At 62.2% G+C, this 16797-nt stretch carries 15 protein-coding genes; 11 read left to right on the top strand and 4 right to left on the bottom strand.

The window, feature by feature from the left end:
* The first annotated feature begins 124 nt into the window (after positions 1-124).
* Positions 125-1171 (top strand): Gfo/Idh/MocA family oxidoreductase, encoded by a 1047-nt coding sequence (locus CO671_RS20370; protein WP_097607429.1) that lies wholly within the window; start codon positions 125-127, stop codon positions 1169-1171.
* A gap of 120 nt (positions 1172-1291) precedes the next feature.
* Here CO671_RS20370 and CO671_RS20375 read toward each other — a convergent pair whose 3' ends face one another.
* Entirely contained in the window at positions 1292-2431 is a 1140-nt protein-coding gene (locus CO671_RS20375; RefSeq protein WP_097607430.1) for an ROK family transcriptional regulator, read from the bottom strand.
* A 229-nt stretch (positions 2432-2660) separates the two neighbouring features.
* Between CO671_RS20375 and CO671_RS20380 the strand changes: the two genes are divergently transcribed.
* Positions 2661-3011: a hypothetical protein gene (locus CO671_RS20380; RefSeq protein WP_097607431.1), complete on the top strand. Its 351-nt coding sequence runs from the start codon at positions 2661-2663 to the stop codon at positions 3009-3011.
* A gap of 176 nt (positions 3012-3187) precedes the next feature.
* Here CO671_RS20380 and CO671_RS34260 read toward each other — a convergent pair whose 3' ends face one another.
* From CO671_RS34260 to CO671_RS20395, 3 genes are all read right to left on the bottom strand, one after another.
* Complete coding sequence (locus tag CO671_RS34260) at positions 3188-3376, bottom strand: hypothetical protein (protein WP_097607432.1); 189 nt, start codon at positions 3374-3376, stop codon at positions 3188-3190.
* A 312-nt stretch (positions 3377-3688) separates the two neighbouring features.
* Complete coding sequence (locus tag CO671_RS20390; RefSeq protein ID WP_097607433.1) at positions 3689-4747, bottom strand: LLM class flavin-dependent oxidoreductase; 1059 nt, start codon at positions 4745-4747, stop codon at positions 3689-3691.
* Between the two features lie 183 nt (positions 4748-4930).
* Complete coding sequence (locus CO671_RS20395) at positions 4931-5980, bottom strand: LacI family DNA-binding transcriptional regulator (protein ID WP_097607434.1); 1050 nt, start codon at positions 5978-5980, stop codon at positions 4931-4933.
* 264 nt (positions 5981-6244) lie between these two features.
* On the opposite strand from CO671_RS20395, the gene ugpC reads away from it, so the two are divergent.
* The 9 genes from ugpC to CO671_RS20440 all read left to right on the top strand — a co-directional run bounded on the left by ugpC (position 6245) and on the right by CO671_RS20440 (position 16796).
* Entirely contained in the window at positions 6245-7309 is a 1065-nt protein-coding gene (gene ugpC, locus CO671_RS20400) for a sn-glycerol-3-phosphate ABC transporter ATP-binding protein UgpC (RefSeq protein ID WP_097607435.1), read from the top strand.
* A gap of 60 nt (positions 7310-7369) precedes the next feature.
* Positions 7370-8605, top strand: a complete 1236-nt coding sequence (locus tag CO671_RS20405; RefSeq protein ID WP_097607436.1) for an ABC transporter substrate-binding protein — start codon at positions 7370-7372, stop codon at positions 8603-8605.
* Between the two features lie 141 nt (positions 8606-8746).
* On the top strand, positions 8747-9682 hold the full coding sequence (locus tag CO671_RS20410; protein ID WP_097607437.1) for a sugar ABC transporter permease: 936 nt from the start codon (positions 8747-8749) through the stop codon (positions 9680-9682).
* A 5-nt stretch (positions 9683-9687) separates the two neighbouring features.
* The gene (locus CO671_RS20415) at positions 9688-10542 is read left to right on the top strand and encodes a carbohydrate ABC transporter permease (RefSeq protein WP_097607438.1); all 855 of its coding nucleotides are present in this window, start codon (positions 9688-9690) and stop codon (positions 10540-10542) included.
* Positions 10539-12284, top strand: coding sequence for an L-arabinonate dehydratase (araD, locus tag CO671_RS20420; protein WP_097607439.1), 1746 nt, complete (start codon positions 10539-10541; stop codon positions 12282-12284). Before CO671_RS20415 ends, araD begins: the two co-directional genes overlap by 4 nt.
* A gap of 10 nt (positions 12285-12294) precedes the next feature.
* On the top strand, positions 12295-13098 hold the full coding sequence (locus CO671_RS20425) for an aldolase/citrate lyase family protein (RefSeq protein ID WP_097607440.1): 804 nt from the start codon (positions 12295-12297) through the stop codon (positions 13096-13098).
* A 10-nt stretch (positions 13099-13108) separates the two neighbouring features.
* Positions 13109-13993, top strand: a complete 885-nt coding sequence (locus CO671_RS20430) for an SMP-30/gluconolactonase/LRE family protein (protein WP_097607441.1) — start codon at positions 13109-13111, stop codon at positions 13991-13993.
* 3 nt (positions 13994-13996) lie between these two features.
* The gene (locus CO671_RS20435; RefSeq protein WP_097607442.1) at positions 13997-14761 is read left to right on the top strand and encodes an SDR family oxidoreductase; all 765 of its coding nucleotides are present in this window, start codon (positions 13997-13999) and stop codon (positions 14759-14761) included.
* 19 nt (positions 14762-14780) lie between these two features.
* A complete protein-coding gene (locus tag CO671_RS20440) occupies positions 14781-16796 on the top strand; it encodes an alpha-glucosidase (RefSeq protein WP_280953343.1) in 2016 nt (671 codons plus the stop codon).
* Position 16797: the final 1 nt, after the last annotated feature.

Raw genomic sequence — 16797 nt, forward strand, 5'->3', positions numbered from 1 at the left:
GACGCGCGGCGCATCCACCCCGCAATTTTCCCGAGGAAGAGCCCGAGCGATCGCGCATGGCCGTGACCGCAAGCGGCGGTTTTTGCCCGGCGGCAGCCGGAAACCCAACTCTGTGGAGGAGAAGATGCGTTTACTCATTCTCGGCACCGGCGGCATGGCCAATCAGCACGCCGCACGCTTCAAGGCGATCGAAGGCGTCAGCGTCGTCGGCGGCGTCGATGTCGTTCCGGAGAGGCTCGCGGCCTTCTGCACCGAACACGGCATCGCCAATCATTTCCTTTCGCTCGAGGATGCGCTTGCCTGGGGCGAGTTCGATGCGGTCGCCAATGTCACGCCTGACAGCATCCACCACCCGACGACGCTGCAGGCGATTGCCGCCGGCAAGCATGTCTTTTGCGAGAAGCCGCTCGCCACCGATGCGGTCAAGGCCATGGAAATGACCGAGGCGATCGAGCGGGCGGGCAAGGTCGGCATGGTCAACTTCACCTACCGCAACTCGCCGGCGCTGCAGAAAGGCCGGCAGATGGTGCTCGCCGGCGAGATCGGCGCAGTGCGCCATGTCGAGGCGTCGCATCTGCAAAGCTGGCTGGTCGGCCGCCACTGGGGCGATTGGAAAAGCGAAAGCAAATGGCTGTGGCGGCTGAGCAAGAAGCACGGCTCGAACGGCGCGCTCGGCGATATCGGCATCCACATCGTCGATTTCGCTTCCTACGGCTCCGGCCTCGACGTCGCCCATGTCTTTGCCCGGCTGAAGACCTTCGACAAGGCGCCGGGCCATAAGATCGGCGAGTACGATCTCGACGCCAATGACAGTTTCACCATGAATGTCGATTTCACCAATGGCGCGATCGGCACGATCCAGGCAACACGCACCGCCGCCGGCCAGATGGACCAACTGCGCCTCAGGGTCTACGGCGAAACCGGCTCGGTCGAGATGATCTACGACACCGGCAATTCGACGCTGCGCGCTTGCCTCGGCGAAGACGTGCACACGGCGACCTGGCGCGACGTGCCCTTCGATCCCGTCGAAACCAACTACCAGCGTTTCGTCCAGGCGGTGCGGGCGGGCAAGACCCAGGAACCGTCCTTCCGCCGTGCCGCCAATATCCAGAAGGTGCTCGACAAGGCGCTGGCCTCCGATCTCAGTCACAAGGACGAGGCGCTTGGCTAGGGCGGTTCAGCTTTCCACGGAAAAGCAGGTCTGTCCTAACCTTTTGCTTTGGCGCGATTCCCGGCAAAAGCGCTTTGCGCTTTGCCTGGGAAACCGCTTCGCACTTTTCCTGGAATTGCTTTAGGCCGAAGCCGGCGGCAGCAGCAGCGTGTTGAGGAAGGGCAGCAGCGCCGCACCGAGCGCCACGCCGCCGCCGCTGAAGCTTGCCGGCCGCATCGGCGAAATCCATGGCGTGATGATCGGGCGTGTGGAGGTATCGCGCCGCTCGATGGAAAGCTGGTGGATCAGCGCCTCGATCACGCCCTGCGGCAGATCTCCGCCGATCATGACGGTGCTCGGGGCGAAGAAACCGGCCATGGCGATGATCGGATCGAGCAGATGGCCCGCCGCCTCGCGGATCCACTGCGACAGCAAGGGACAGGAGAATTCCTCGCCGTTCAGAAGCCGGGCGAAATCCTCCTCGCCGATGCGCGCGCGCAGCGATCCGAAGCCGACGACGGTATTGAGCTGGACATTGTCCGGCCCGGTCAGCATTTCGCCAATGCTGCCCGCCCGTCCATGCACGCCGGAATAGGGAACGCCGCGGATGAGGAAGCCCGCCTGCACGTCGTCGTCGATGATGATCATCGCAAGCCCGCCATCCGGCAGCGTGCTGCCGATCGTGCGTTCGGCAAGCAGGCTCGCAGTGCATTCGTTCTCAACATAGGGACGCGCGATCGTCGACAGCGCGGCGATGGCGTCGCTCTCATCCTCCGTCCAGTCGTTGGCGGCGATGCCGAGCCCGATGACCGGCAGAGCGGCATGCCGATCGACCATATCGCGGGCGGCCGCATGCACCAGCTGGACCTTGTCCGCCGGCTCCACGTCGAAATAGGCCCGCTCATGCACCTGGCCGCTCAGATCGACGAGCACGATCTCGCCGCGCTTCTTGCGAAGCTTGACCCCGACCGAAAAAGCGCCTTCCGGCCGCAGCGCAAATTCCGTCGCCGTCGCACCGCCGCCGAGCCCGTTGCGCCGGTTCGAGGTGACGAGCTTCTCCTCCGCCAGCCGCCGCAGAATATTGGTGATGCCGGGCCCGGTCAGCCCGCTATGCCGCCCGAGCTCGGTGCGCGTCAGCGGCCCATGCCGGCGGATCGCTTCCAGGATGACGCGAATGTTCCGGTCGGCGATCTCGCCCGACCTCAGACCCACCGTTTTGGCGCGCGGACCGCCCATCTCCTGGGTGTGAAGCCGACGCGGCCCTGACCGAAGATACCGCATGACCGTCTTTCCTAGAGCACTATCCGGTTGTGTATCACGCTTGCAGGTGTTCGTAATAGTTTTCTACTCGACCCGCGTAACCAGCGGGTTCAATTGCTCGAAGCCAACGCTGAGTCATGGATGCCCTGGAGGCCCACGGCATGGCAGGCCGTTACGTGTAGTGTTCGATGTCTCGACTTTGACTGGTCAGCTTTACCGGCTCGAAACATTTCTACGTGAAGGTCCGCGGATGCGGACGTTGATCGATTTTATCACGTGGATGCTCGCCTTGCCTCCCGCTCTCTGGGAGCTGGCGAATGTGGGCAGACGCTACGGCTGGACTCTAGGTGTCTGCGCTGGCTCGATTGTTTTCGGCGGCATATTTTTGTGGGTCATTGCGCTCCAATGGGTTGCTGAAGGTATCCAGCATAGCGCTTTCGGTGTTGTGCAAGCGCTGCTTCTGCTGGTGGTGCCTCCGGCTGCTACCGTTTTCATTGCTAAGATGACCGGATTGGCTGCTGGAGTTTTCGCCGGCATTGCCGTTGGATTCTGCGTGTTTGTCATGACCGCCGTCATCGGAATTGGCCTCTACGGCGAGTGAGGCATTACGAATGCCAGTCGGCTAAGGTTTGCCGAGATCGCTTCGACGGATTAGGCACAAAAAGCCCCGGCAACCCGGGCTTGGCAGATAGTGCTTTGGAGTGAATGCCAACTCAATCCGGATGGCTCCTGGATCTTCACGATAGGTCCCGATGCACTACCAAGCAGCGCTTGCTACTAATAACTGCAGGGACGATCGTTGCCAAAGCCGTCGCGGCAGGCAGGTCTGAGCCCATAGTCGACGCTGCTAAATCCAACCGAGCCGGTTTGCACCGAGTCGGTTGAGCTCGTCGTGCAGGAAGGCAACGAGACGGCAACCGCGATGACGGCTGCTACGGCTGCCAATGATTTGCGAATCTGGCGCATCCCACCCTCCCAATCGCCGGCTGAGAGCCAGCGTTTTCAGTGTGATTACGGTCAGATAGGCCGATGCGGCAGTTGGTAAACTGTTGCGTCCGATCAAGATTCCGTTATTCGTTGAAGCGCGCCGGCTTTCGAGCGGAGGACACCATGCCCCTCTCCGGATTGGTGCTCACGTTCTGGGCGAAGAAAATCGCATAATGTTCGAACGGAACCGGCCCGGCAGGCGAACAAAGAAGATAAGCATTAACAGGCACATGGCTTTCAAGCACGTGGTTGGGGTTCGGACCCGTCCAAGGCGAGCAAGCAGCGCTTCTGTCAAAGCGGCCCATGATCCAGCCGTGGCAAAACAAGACGCGCGAAAAGGTCGGCCTCGGTTGTGTGCGGGTAGCCCGAGAGAATGAAAGCTTCGATTCCTTCCGCGCGATACGCCTGCAGTTTGGCCAGAACCTGGTCGGGATCGCCGACGATCGCAGCACCGCAGCCGGAGCGGGCGCGGCCGATACCGGTCCAGAGGTTGTCTTCGACATAACCCTCGCTGCCGGCCTGGTCGCGCAGTTCGGTTTGGCGCCTGACGCCGACGGATTGGCTGTCGAGCGATTTCGCCCGGATGGCTGCACCCGTGGCGTCATCGAGTTTCGACAGCAGCCGGTCGGCGGCAAGTCGTGCCTCAGATTCGGTTTCGCGGACGACGACATGCACGCGGTAGCCGAAGCGGAGCGCGCGGCCACGCGCCTGTGCCCGGCTGCGAAGATCGGCGATCGTCTCACGGACGGCCTCCATCCGGTCCGGCCACATCAGATAGATGTCGGCACCTTCTGCCGCTGCTTCGCGAGCATCCTCGGATAGACCGCCGAAATAGAATTGCGGGCAGCGTCCCGACAGCGGAGCGATCCGCGGCGGATCGACCTTCAGCTTCCAGAAGGTGCCGTCGTGATCGAGCGGCTTTCCGTCAAGCAGCGTGCGCAGGATCGACATGGCCTCAATGGTGCGGGCATAGCGCGGGCCGCTCGCAAGGGTTTCTCCCGGCATCTCGCTGGAGATGATGTTGACCGAGAGGCGGCCATGGGCGATGCGGTCGATGGTGGCGATCTGGCGGGCCAGCTGCGCCGGCCAGTTTTCGCCAATGCGAACTGCCATCAGGAGTTTGATCCGGCGCGTGAGCGTCGCCATGGCCGAAGCAAAGGCTGTCGTATCAATGCCGAGCGCATAGCCGGACGGAAGCAGAATATTGTCGAAGCCGCCGCTTTCGGCCTGCAGGACGATATCGCGACAGTGTTCGAAACTCGATAGCAGCCGTGGATCGGGAGAGCCGAGGAATTCGTAGTCGTCGTCGCACAGAGCGGAAAACCAGCTGACTTCGCAGGCGGTGGTCATATGTGGGTGTCTCCCGTCTCGTCGGCGCGATCTCGCGCGGCGGTTCTCTATCGGCCCGGTTTCTGGCGCCAGTGTTCTGGTAGCAGCCCTTGCCTGTCGAAGGAAGGAACGGCGCCTTTATCCGTTTCCTGTTTCGTAGATCAATTTTCGAAGCGGGGTTGCGCGTGCGGCAGATTGTGTTCGTCAACTGCTTTGCCGATGAAGCAGCGTGAAACGAGTATCGATTACCGTAGGCTTTCTTTCGCCACTATCGGCTATGCGCTCAAGGATCAGGCGCGCAGCCTCCGTGCCGATCAGATCTCCCGGCGGACGGATGGTGGTGAGCGAGGGATTTGAGGCGGCGCTGAAGCTGAGATCGCCGAAGCCGATCACCGAAAGCTGTCCGGGGATGTTGATTCCGAGCCGCTGGCATTCGAAGATTACGCCGAGCGCCATATGATCGTTGGAGCAGGCAATGCCATCCACCTGTGGAAATTTCCGCATGGTTTCGCCAAGCAGCATGGCGCCTACTTCGGCGCTCGACGGTGCCGGATGCTGGATGATTTCGACGGTAGCACCCGAGGTTTTGCGGGCTTCCTCTACAAATCCCTCGGCGCGGTGCGCCGCTCTTTTGTCTTCCTGCAGTCGGGCGCCGAGAAAGACGAGATTGCGGCGATTTCGTTGAATAAGGTGCGCGGCCATCGAGTGGCCGACCTGTTGGTGGTGGAAACCGACGGCCATCTCGATAGGCTCTGAGCCGAGTTCCCAGATTTCGACCACCGGCACACTGCTTTCGCGCAGGAGCCTCCTGGTCGCATTGCTGTGGCTAAGCCCCGTCAGCACGATCGCCGCCGGCGCCCAGGACAAGGCCATTCGCACGAGGTTCTCCTCCTCGCGCTCGCTGTATTCGGTGTGGCCGAGCAGCACCTGCAGCCGCTCCTTGCCCAGTTCGGCCTGCATGGTTGCAACTGTTTCGGCAAAGAAGGCATTGCGTACCGATGGCACGATGATGCTGACGGCGCGCGAAGAGGCGGCGGCGAGCCCTCCGGCCATCAGGTTCGGGACATAGTTGAGAGCCTCGATCGATTTTGCGATCGCCTCGCTGGCCGACGCCGATACGGCGTCCGGTTTGCGCAGATAGAGCGAGACGGTCGACGGCGAGACCTCGGCCCGAGCCGCGACATCCATCATCGTCACCCGCTGCATCTTGCGGCGTTTTCGGGTCGGCTTCGCGGAGCGTTGAGTATCCACCATTTATCCCGTCGGTATAGTAGCGCTATTATTTCATTGCATAATAACCCATAGGCTTGCGTTGAACAATTCCCATTGACGGGAATTGCGCCCATTTGCCTGATAAAACTCAATAAGTCGGCAAATTTGCCCTGCCGGGTCTGGCTTGTCTGAATTCACCCGCGGCAATTTTCAACGGGGAGGCTTGCAAAAGAAAATCGTAGCGCTATTATTGCTGCGGGAAATGAAGATGGGCACGGGACACGGTTCGGTCTCCGGGAGGTTTGAATGGCGGGAGTGAGCCTGCGGGCGCTGGATAAGAGTTATGGTGCCCTTCGGATCGTCAAGGGCATCGATCTTGAGATTGCCGACGGTGAGTTCGTGGTCTTCGTTGGTCCGTCGGGCTGCGGCAAATCCACGACCCTGCGCATGGTTGCCGGGCTGGAGGCGATCACCGGCGGCGAGGTCAGGATCGGCGACCGTGTGGTCAACCGGCTGGCGCCGCGTGAACGGGATATCGCCATGGTCTTCCAGGACTATGCGCTCTATCCGCACAAGACGATTCGGGAGAATATGGGTTTCAGCCTGAAGGTGCGCGGGATCAGCGCCGGAGAAGCTGCGGTGCGGGTGGATGAGGCCGCCAACATGCTCGGCATTTCCCATCTGCTCGATCGCCGGCCTGGCCAGTTGTCCGGCGGCCAGCGCCAGCGCGTCGCCATGGGCCGCGCCATCGTCCGCCGTCCGCAGGTCTTTCTCTTCGATGAGCCGCTGTCCAATCTGGATGCAAAATTGCGCGGACAGGTCCGCACCGAAATCAAGAAGCTGCATCAGGCAATCGGCACGACAATCATCTACGTCACCCATGACCAGGTCGAGGCGATGACGCTGGCCGACCGGATCGTCATCCTGCGCGGCGGCGAGATCGAGCAGGTCGGAACGCCGGACGAGGTCTACAACCGCCCGGCCAGCGTCTTTGTCGGCGGCTTTGTCGGATCGCCCGCGATGAATTTTGCCAAGGCAAGGGCCGATGGCGGCCATCTGGTCTTTGCCAACGGAGACCGCCTGCCGCTGTCGGCAACCCAGGTCCCCGCGGTCGATGGCCGCGAATTCGTCGTCGGGATCCGTCCGGAGCATTTCACGGCAAACGCGTCGGAGGTCGCCCTGACCTGTCACGTTCAGGTCGTCGAGCCGCTCGGCTCCGACACTCTCGTCCACTTCGCCGTCGGCAACGAAACCCTGACGGCCCGGATGCCGCCGGAGACGCGGGTCAAGGCCGGCGAAACGCTGAAGATCGGCGTCGATCCCGCGAAAATCCATCTTTTTGACGCCGCGACGGAACGCGCCGTCCATTGACGACCCTGCGCGGGGGAGGATGCCAACATCGCGCGACCAAACATCAAACGGGAGGAAATCATGACTTTTTCGAAATTAACCGGTGCATTGTTCTGCGGTGCCATGCTGGCCGTCGCGATGCCGGCTTCGGCCGAGACGGCGCTGAACATCTACATCTCCAGCCAGCACCAACCGGACGTCTGGCGCAAGGCGCTCGACAAGTATGAAGCCGCCAATCCGGATGTGAAGGTCAAGATCGAGACCGGCGGCAACACGTCCGAAGCCCAGGCGCAGTATCTGAACACCGTGATGTCGGCCAAGGACACCTCTCTCGACGTTCTGATCCTCGACGTCATCCGCCCGGCGCAATTTGCAGCTGCCGGCTGGACCAGCGATTTCCCCGGCAAGGACATGTCCTCCTATCTGCCGGCCTATGCGGGCGCCAACACCGTCGATGGCAAGGTGATCGCGCTGCCGGCCTTCGCGGATTCGCAGTTCCTCTACTATCGCAAGGACCTTCTAGAAAAATACGGCATCGAGCCGCCCAAGACCTGGGATGAGCTGAAAGTCGCCGCCAAGAAGATCGCCGAAGGCGAAGGAAATGCCGATCTCCAGGGTCTGTCCTTCCAGGGCAAGGCGATCGAAGGCGCGGTCTGCACCTTCCTGCTGCCGTACTGGAGTCAGGGCAAGACGCTGACCGATAACGGTCGCCTGACCTTCGATCGCGACGCGGCCATCAAATCGCTCAGTCTCTGGAAGGCTTTTGCCGACGAGGGCGTTGCCAAGAAGAACATTGCCGAAGTCGGCACCGACGACACGCGGAAGGAATTCCAGGCTGGCAACGTCATCTTCGCCGTCAACTGGTCCTATGCCTGGGCGCAGGCGCAGGGCAAGGACTCCGCGGTTGCCGGCAAGGTCGGCGTTGCCCGTCTGCCGGCCATGACCGGCGGCGAGCAGGCCACCTGCCTCGGCGGCTGGGAATGGGGCGTTTCCGCCTATTCGCAGCATCAGGACGAAGCGAAGAAGCTGGTCGAGTACCTGTCATCTGAAGAAGTTTCGAAGTTCATGGCAATCAACGGCTCGCTGCTGCCGACCTATGCCGGTCTCTACCAGGACGCCGAGGTGACGAAGAGTGCGCCGTGGTTTGCCGATGCGCTGCAGGTGGTCGAGACCGCCAAGCCGCGCCCGGTGACGCCGCGCTACAACGAAGTGAGTGAAGTCATCCGCACCACGGTCAACGCCGTTCTCGCCGGCGTGACCACGCCGGAAGATGGTGCCGATCAGATCGGCGCACGCTTGAAACGCATTCTGCGGTGAGGAGCCCGTAACTCCTTGCGCAATCCCCTCCCTTTCCTCCGGGGAGGGGAAACCTCCTCAAGGCGGACGAGCAGCATCCGGTTGCAACGGACGAGGCATCGGCCTTGCGCTTCAAACCCCTCAACGTTTCGGAACGAGACCATGGCGACGACAACCACACTCAAGGCGACGGATACGCGTGAGCATCAGCCAGCGGTCTGGACTCGGTGGCTCGATCTCAGCGACCGTGCCCTTGCCGTTTTGCTCCTCGCGCCGGCCGGCCTTCTTCTGGCATTGATCATCGTCTATCCGGTCTGTCGGCTCATCTATACGAGCTTCCTCAACCTATCGCTCACCTCGGGCCTGCCGGCGGAATTCGCCGGGCTGGAAAACTACCGCCTGATGATCGACGATCCGGTATTCTGGGAAACCACCTGGAATACGATCTTGATCACACTGATCACCGTGCCGGGCGCGCTTTTGCTGGGGCTTGCACTTGCGTTGCTCGCCAACCTCCCCTTCCGGACGCAGTGGCCCGTCCGGCTGTCGCTGCTTATTCCCTGGGCGTTGCCGCTTTCCTTTGCCGGTTTGATCTTTGCGTGGTTTTTCCACTCGGAATATGGCGTCGTCAACGACGTGCTGAACCGCCTCGGGTTCGAGGGGATCATCTGGTTCAACTCGCCGGACTGGGCCTTCGCCGCCATCTGCCTGACGATCATCTGGAAGACGTCGTCCTTCATGGCGCTGATCATCCTGGCCGGTCTGCAGACTATTCCGCGCTCGCTTTACGAGGCGGCGGACGTGGACGGCGCCGGACGGTTGCGCCAGTTCTTCGAAATCACCCTGCCGCTGCTGAAGCCTTCGATCGTCGTGGCGCTGATCTTCCGCACCATCACCGCGCTGCAGACCTTCGACATCCCCTACATGATGACGGGCGGCGGGCCGGGCACATCCACCGCGACGCTCGCCATGTACATCCACCAGAACACCGTGTCCTTCCTCGATCTCGGCTATGGGTCGGCGCTCGCCGTCGTGATGTTCGCGCTGTCGATGTGCGTTACGGCCGTCTATCTCCGCATGATCCGGACCAAGGAGTAACATTCATGAGCACGACGACAGCCCCCGGTTCGGCGTCCTTCCTGTCCGGCAAGCCTCTGCGTGTCATCGCTGCCGGCATCCTTCTGGTAAACGGCATGTTCCCGGCGCTCTGGATCCTGTTTACATCGCTGAAGACCGAAGCCGAGCTGACGGCAAAGCCCATTACCTGGATCCCGCATGCGCCGACCGTTCAGAACTATGTGCAGGCCTTCTCCGACCAGCCGCTGCACATCTTCCTGTTCAACAGCTTCATGGTGGCGCTGCTGTCGACCGCGCTAACGCTGTTCGTCGCGGTGCTGGCGGCCTATGCGCTCGCCCGGCTCAATCTGACCTATCGCGGGCTGATCCTGTCGCTGATCATCGCCGTCTCGACATTCCCGCTGGTGACGCTGCTGGTGCCGTTATTCGAAATCATGCGGGCGCTCAATCTCCTCAACAGCTGGACGGCGCTGATCCTGCCCTACACGGTGCTGAGCCTGCCGGTCTGCACCCTGATGCTGGTCTCCTTCTTCGAAGGCATTCCCCGCGATCTGGAAAATGCCGCGATGATCGACGGCTGCACGCGCATGGGCGCACTGTTCAAGGTCGTGGTGCCGCTCTGTGCGCCTGGTGTCTTCACCGCCGGCATCCTCGCCTTCGTCAATGCCTGGGATGAATTCCTGCTCGCCCTGTCGTTCAACTCCAACCCGTCCTTGCGCACGCTGCCGGTCGGCATCCAGCTCTATCAGGGCGAATTCGCCTTTCCCTGGCCGGTGATCTCGGCAGCGCTGGTCGCCGGCATCGTGCCGGTCGCCATCCTCATCGTCATCTTCCAGGAGCGCGTCGTCTCCGGCCTGACGGCGGGGGGCATCAAGGGATGAACGAGGTGAAGAAGAAACGCGATCTTTCGGAACTGCGCAGCCAGCGCTGGTTCGCCTCGGACGATATGCGCGGTTTTGCCCACCGGCAGCGCACGCAGCAGATGGGCATGCGCCGCGACGAGTTCATGGGCCGGCCGGTGATCGGCATCATCAACACCTGGAGCGAGATGAGCCCCTGCCATGCACATTTGCGCGATCGTGCCGAGGCGGTGAAGCGCGGCGTCTGGCAGGCGGGCGGCTATCCGGTCGAAATGCCGGCGCTCTCGGTCGGAGAGGTCATGGTGAAGCCGACCACCATGCTCTACCGCAATTTTCTCGCCATGGAATGCGAGGAACTGCTGCGCTCGCATCCGGTCGATGGGGCCGTGCTGCTCGGCGGTTGCGACAAGTCTACACCGGCCCTGCTTATGGGCGCGATTTCGATGGATATTCCGGCGATCTACTGCCCGGCAGGCCCGATGTCGAACGGGCAATGGCGTGGCATGAAGACGGGCGCCGGCACGCATACCAAGAAATATTGGGACGAACTGCGCGCCGGCAATATCACCCAGTCGGACTGGATCGACCTCGAAAGCCGCATGACGCGATCGGCCGGCACCTGCAACACCATCGGCACCGCATCGACGATGACATCGATCGTCGACGCCATGGGACTGACGCTGCCGGGCGCCTCTTCCATCCCCGCCACCGATTCCGGTCATCCGCGCATGGCATCGGCCTGTGGTGTCCGGATCGTGGAGATGGTCTGGGAAGACCTGAAACCCTCCGATATCCTGGACAAGGCGAGCTTTCTCAACGGCCTGGTTGCCTATATGGCGCTCGGCGGCTCCACCAATGCGGCCGTCCATCTGGTCGCCATGGCGCGCCGCGCCGGTGTCGATCTATCGCTCGACGATATGGCGGCGATGGCCGGCCAGGTGCCGGTGGCGGTCAACGTCTTTCCATCGGGCGAGTACTTGATGGAGGACTTCTATTTCGCCGGCGGTCTTCTGGCGCTTCTCAACAAGTTTTCGCGTCACCTCGATCTGACGCGACCGACCGTCAACGGCCAAACGCTTGGCGACAATATCGCCGCGGCGGACTGTTGGAACGACGACGTCATTCGTGGCGAGGACAATCCGGTGGTGCCGCTGTCGCGCGGCAAGACGTTGGAAGTTCTGCGCGGCAATCTGGCTCCGAACGGCGCCGTCATGAAGTCTTCCGCGGCCAGCCCGAAATTCCTGAAGCATGTCGGCCCGGCCATCGTCTTCGACAATCCGGGTGTCATGAACACGACGCTCGACGATCCCGATCTCGATATCACCGAAGACACGGTGATCGTGCTGCGCAATGCCGGCCCGGTGGGTGCACCGGGCATGCCGGAATGGGGCAATCTGCCGATCCCCAAAAAGCTTCTGAAGCAGGGTGTGCGCGACATGGTGCGCATCTGCGACGGCCGGATGAGCGGTACGCATTACGGCACCTGCATCCTGCACGTCTCTCCCGAGGCCGCCGTCGGCGGACCGCTGGCGCTCCTGAAGACCGGCGACGTCGTCGAACTCGACGTTACCGCCGGGACCATCAACATGCGGGTCGATGAGGCGGAAATCGTCCGCCGCCGCGCCGCATGGAGACCGGCCCCGCCGACCTACCAGCGATCCTTCGCAGCCCTTTACCAGCAGCATGTCAGCCAGGCCGACCAGGGCTGTGATTTCGATTTCTTAAGCGGAACGGCCGTGGTGCCCGATCCGGCGATCTATTGAGGAGACGACCATGAGCCTGACCAATCGCTTCAAGGCATGGCTTGCCGAAAAGGACCGGCCAGCACCGCTCGGCACCTGGCTGATGGCCGCGGCTCCGGCAACGGCCGAGGCGCTCGGCTATGCCGGCTTCGATTTTCTCGTCGTCGATATGGAGCATGTGCCGGTCGAGGTTTCGGACGTCGCGGGCATCTTACGCGCCATCGGCTGCACGCCGGCCGAGGCCGTGGTGCGCCTTGCCTGGAACGATCAGGTGCTGGTCAAGCGCGTGCTCGATGCTGGCGCGCGCACGGTCATGCTGCCCTTCGTGCAGACCGCCGAGGAGGCCCGCGCGGCGGCGTCCTACACCCGCTATCCGCCACAGGGCATTCGCGGCGTCGCCGCCGTTCATCGTGGCTCGGAATTCGGCACGATCCCGGACTATCTGAAGCGGGCGAATGGTGAAGTCTGCACCATCGTACAGCTCGAAACCCCGGAGGCGATCGAGCGGCTGCCGCAGATCTCCGCCGTCGATGGTATCGACGCGCTGTTCGTTGGTCCGGGCGATCTTTCGGCCGCCATGGGCCATATCGGCAATATCGCCCATCCGGAGGTCCAGAGGCTGATCGAGAAGGCGGCCAAGGACGCCCATGCCGCCGGCAAACCGGTCGGCATCGTCGGCCCCAATCCCGATATGGTGAAGCGCTTCCTTGGCTACGGCTACGACTTCGCGGCAATTGCTTCCGATATCGCGATGATGACCGGCCGCGCCAATGACTGGCTCGGCAGCCTGAAAGGGCAGGCGGCTCCTGTCGCGGCACCAGCCGCTGCCTATTGAGGATCGTTTCGTGCGCACAGGCTTCGACCTCGTTCTCGATGCAAAAGCGTCGCTCGGCGAATGCCCTCTGTGGTCGGTTGCCGAGCAGGTGCTCTATTTTGTCGATATCAAGCGCTGCCGCATCCATCGCTTCGACCCGCCGACGGGCGGCCTGACGACGCTTGAGCTTTCGGAAGAAGTCGGCTGCATCGGCCTCGCGGCAGGGGGCGGTTTCGTGGCGGGGTTGCGGTCGGGAATCTGGCTGCTGGATGCGGACGGCAGGCCGGTTCGCCGGCTCGCCGACAATCCTGAGGACCAGACGATCAGCCGCTTCAATGACGGCACGGTCGATCCGATGGGCCGGTTCGTTGCCGGAACGGTGGATGAAAGCCGCGAAAAGGGAATTGCCGGACTTTACCGGTACGACCGTAACGGATTGGCGCGACTGGCCGATGGTCTCCTGACCTCGAACGGCGTCGCTTTCTCACCGGACGGACGCCGGCTCTATCACGCCGATACGCTGCGCTACACGCTCTACGCCTATGATTACGCCCCGGAAACCGGCACCGCATCCAACCGTCAGGTCTTTAGCCGGTTCGGCAGCGAAACGGACAAGGGCCGCCCGGATGGCGGCGCGGTCGATCTCGAAGGCTGCTACTGGACGGCCCTGTTCGAGGGCGGCCGGGTGCAGCGCTACAGCCCGGACGGCGCGCTGCTGGCCGAATATCCTGTTCCCGTCAGATGCCCGACAATGGTCAGCTTCGGCGGTGCGGACATGCGCACCCTCTTTTGCACCAGCGCCAGCGTCGGCCGCTCCGAGGCAGAGCTTGAAGCATTCCCGCTGTCCGGCGGCCTCTTTGCCATGCGCGCCGATGTCGCCGGGCTGCAAAAACCTCTCTTCAATCCGGAAGTCTGATCCATGCCATCCACCTATGACAGCGTTCGTTATGCATCTCTTGAAGGCCGCGCGGTGCTGATCACCGGCGGCGCGTCGGGGATCGGCGCGGAAATGGTCAGGGCTTTTGCGGCGCAGGGCGCAAATGTCTCCTTCATCGATATCGACGCGGTCGAAGGGACAAAGCTCGCCGCCGAAACAGGTGCTGCCTTTTCCCTATGCGATATCGCCGATATCGCGGCACTGCGGGTTGCCATCGCCGAGATCGAGCAGGCGTGTGGCGGCATCGCTACCCTGGTCAACAATGCCGGCAAGGATGATCGTCATGCGATGAGCGATGTCGAGCCGGATAGCTGGCGCAGGGCGCTGTCGCTCAATCTCGATCACCAGTTCTTCGCCACCCAGGCGGTCAGCTCGCGCATGGCGGAAAAGGGGGCGGGATCGATCATCATGCTCGGCTCGATTTCCTGGATGCGCGGGCGTCCGGGCATGGTCGGCTATACGACCGCGAAGGCCGCGATCAACGGCATGACAAAGACGCTTGCCCGCGAACTCGGCCCTTCCGGAATCCGCGTCAATTGCATCGTGCCCGGCGCTGTTGTCACCGAGCGGCAGCTGAAGCTGTGGACCTCGCCGGAGCAGAACCAGCAGTTCATCGAACTGCAGGCGCTGAAATTCAGGCTGGATGCAAGCCATGTGGCGCGCATGGCGCTGTTTCTCGGCTCCGACGAAAGCGGCGGCTGTACGGGCGCCAATTTCGTCGTCGATGCCGGCCTGACCCAGAACTGACCGACAACAGACCAAGACGATGCAAGATCTGAAAGACATGGCGATGAAACTCGAAAAGACGGAAACCGGATTTACCGTGTCCATCAATGGCCGGACGATCCTCGATCACAGCACGAGTGCGCCTTGCATCTTTGCCGGCATCGGCGAGGAGCGCATGGATATGTATCGCGGCAACTTCGAGATCGAGGACTATGTCATTGAGCGCGGCCGACTGGCGCATGCCGAGATTGACGGAAACCGGATCGCCCTATCGGAACGGTCGGGCCAGAAGCCACGGCTGGTGTTGACGATCGAGAACGGAGCGATCGAATTTGAAGCGTCCGATCCCCTCATCAATCGCCTCTGGATCCGAATTCCCGCCGATCACGATGAACATGTCTGGGGCGGGGGCGAGCAGATGTCCTATTTCGATATGCGCGGCCGCCGCTTTCCACTCTGGACGTCCGAGCCCGGCGTTGGCCGTGACCAGACCAGCGAGATCACGTTCAAATCGAACGTCAAGGACAGGGCAGGCGGTGACTATTTCAACACCAACTACCCGCAGCCGACCTATGTTTCCTCGGCGCTTTACGCCATGCATGTGGAGACGTCAGCCTATTCCGTCTTCGATTTCCGCCGCAAGGCCTTTCACGAGATCGAGGTCTGGGCGATCCCGGAGCGGATCGAGTTCTTTGCCGCTCCGACATTCGTCGAACTGGTCGAGCTGCTGTCGGACCGCTTCGGCCGCCAACCGCCGCTTCCCGAATGGGTGTATAACGGCGCGATCATCGGTCTGAAGGACGGGGAAAATTCTTTCCGGCGCCTGCAGTCGATGCGCGACGCGGGTGTCGAGGTGTCCGCTCTGTGGTGCGAGGACTGGGTCGGCCTGCGTAAAACCTCTTTCGGCGCGCGTCTTTTCTGGGACTGGCAAGTCAACGAGGAGCGTTATCCGGGCCTGCGCCGGAGGATCGCCGAACTCAAGGATGACGGCATCCGGTTCCTGGGCTACGTCAACCCCTATCTCTGTGTCGATGGACCCTTGTTCGAGATCGCCGAAAAAGCCGGCTATTTTGCTACGGATGCAGCCGGCACGACCGCGCTCGTTGATTTCGGCGAGTTCGATTGCGGCGTCGTGGATTTCACCAATCCGGCCGCGGCGGAATGGTTTGCCGAGGACATCATCGGCAAGAAGATGCTCGACTACGGCCTCTCCGGCTGGATGGCCGATTTTGGCGAATATCTGCCGATCGATGTCCACCTCTCAAACGGCATCGATGCCAAGCTGATGCACAATCAGTGGCCGACGCTCTGGGCCGAGGTCAACGCCAAGGCGGTTTCCAGCCGCAGCCAGACCTGCGAGGCGCTGTTCTTCATGCGCGCCGGCTTCACCGGCGTCCAGAAACATTGCCCGTTGCTGTGGGGCGGCGACCAGTCGGTCGATTTCTCCCGTCACGACGGGTTGGTCACGGTTATCTGTGCGGCACTGTCTTCCGGCCTGCTCGGCAATGCCTATCACCACTCCGACATCGGCGGCTACACCAGTCTCTTCGGCAATGTCCGCACGCCGGAGCTTTTGATGCGCTGGGCCGAAATGGCCGCATTCACGCCCGTCATGCGCAGCCACGAGGGAAATCGTCCGCGCGAAAACGTCCAGATCGATCAGGATCCGCAGGTGCTGTCGCATTTCGCCCGGATGACGCGGATCTACAGGCATCTTGCGCCCTATCTCAAATCCCTGTCCGGTGAGGCGGTTGCGCGGGGGCTGCCGGTGCAGCGGCCGCTCTTCCTGCATTACCAGGACGATCGCGAGACCTACGCGATCCAGGACAGCTACCTCTACGGCCCTGACATGCTGGTCGCGCCGATCTGGGAGGCGGCGCAGGCAGATCGTGTCGTCTATCTGCCGCAGGGCGAGCGGTGGGTTCACGCCTGGACCGGTGAAACCTTTGCCGGCGGCGAGAAGGTGCAGATCGCCGCGCCGCTGGGCCAGCCGCCCGTCTTCTATCGCGCCGGTTGCGCCAATGAAGCGCTGTTTTCCGGTCTTCGAGGCCTGTGAC

Source organism: Rhizobium sp. M10 (assembly GCF_002531955.1).
Classification (GTDB): Bacteria; Pseudomonadota; Alphaproteobacteria; order Rhizobiales; family Rhizobiaceae; genus Rhizobium; species Rhizobium etli_C.

Excerpts from the sequence above, each read along its gene's own strand:
- CO671_RS20435 (WP_097607442.1), top strand. The coding sequence starts at position 13,997 with ATGCCATCCACCTATGACAGCGTTCGTTATGCATCTCTTGAAGGCCGC.
- CO671_RS20410 (WP_097607437.1), top strand. The coding sequence starts at position 8,747 with ATGGCGACGACAACCACACTCAAGGCGACGGATACGCGTGAGCATCAG.
- ugpC (WP_097607435.1), top strand. The coding sequence starts at position 6,245 with ATGGCGGGAGTGAGCCTGCGGGCGCTGGATAAGAGTTATGGTGCCCTT.
- CO671_RS20375 (WP_097607430.1), bottom strand. The coding sequence starts at position 2,431 with ATGCGGTATCTTCGGTCAGGGCCGCGTCGGCTTCACACCCAGGAGATG.
- CO671_RS20425 (WP_097607440.1), top strand. The coding sequence starts at position 12,295 with ATGAGCCTGACCAATCGCTTCAAGGCATGGCTTGCCGAAAAGGACCGG.
- araD (WP_097607439.1), top strand. The coding sequence starts at position 10,539 with ATGAACGAGGTGAAGAAGAAACGCGATCTTTCGGAACTGCGCAGCCAG.
- CO671_RS20395 (WP_097607434.1), bottom strand. The coding sequence starts at position 5,980 with ATGGTGGATACTCAACGCTCCGCGAAGCCGACCCGAAAACGCCGCAAG.
- CO671_RS20415 (WP_097607438.1), top strand. The coding sequence starts at position 9,688 with ATGAGCACGACGACAGCCCCCGGTTCGGCGTCCTTCCTGTCCGGCAAG.
- CO671_RS20440 (WP_280953343.1), top strand. The coding sequence starts at position 14,781 with ATGCAAGATCTGAAAGACATGGCGATGAAACTCGAAAAGACGGAAACC.
- CO671_RS34260 (WP_097607432.1), bottom strand. The coding sequence starts at position 3,376 with ATGCGCCAGATTCGCAAATCATTGGCAGCCGTAGCAGCCGTCATCGCG.
- CO671_RS20380 (WP_097607431.1), top strand. The coding sequence starts at position 2,661 with ATGCGGACGTTGATCGATTTTATCACGTGGATGCTCGCCTTGCCTCCC.
- CO671_RS20370 (WP_097607429.1), top strand. The coding sequence starts at position 125 with ATGCGTTTACTCATTCTCGGCACCGGCGGCATGGCCAATCAGCACGCC.
- CO671_RS20405 (WP_097607436.1), top strand. The coding sequence starts at position 7,370 with ATGACTTTTTCGAAATTAACCGGTGCATTGTTCTGCGGTGCCATGCTG.
- CO671_RS20390 (WP_097607433.1), bottom strand. The coding sequence starts at position 4,747 with ATGACCACCGCCTGCGAAGTCAGCTGGTTTTCCGCTCTGTGCGACGAC.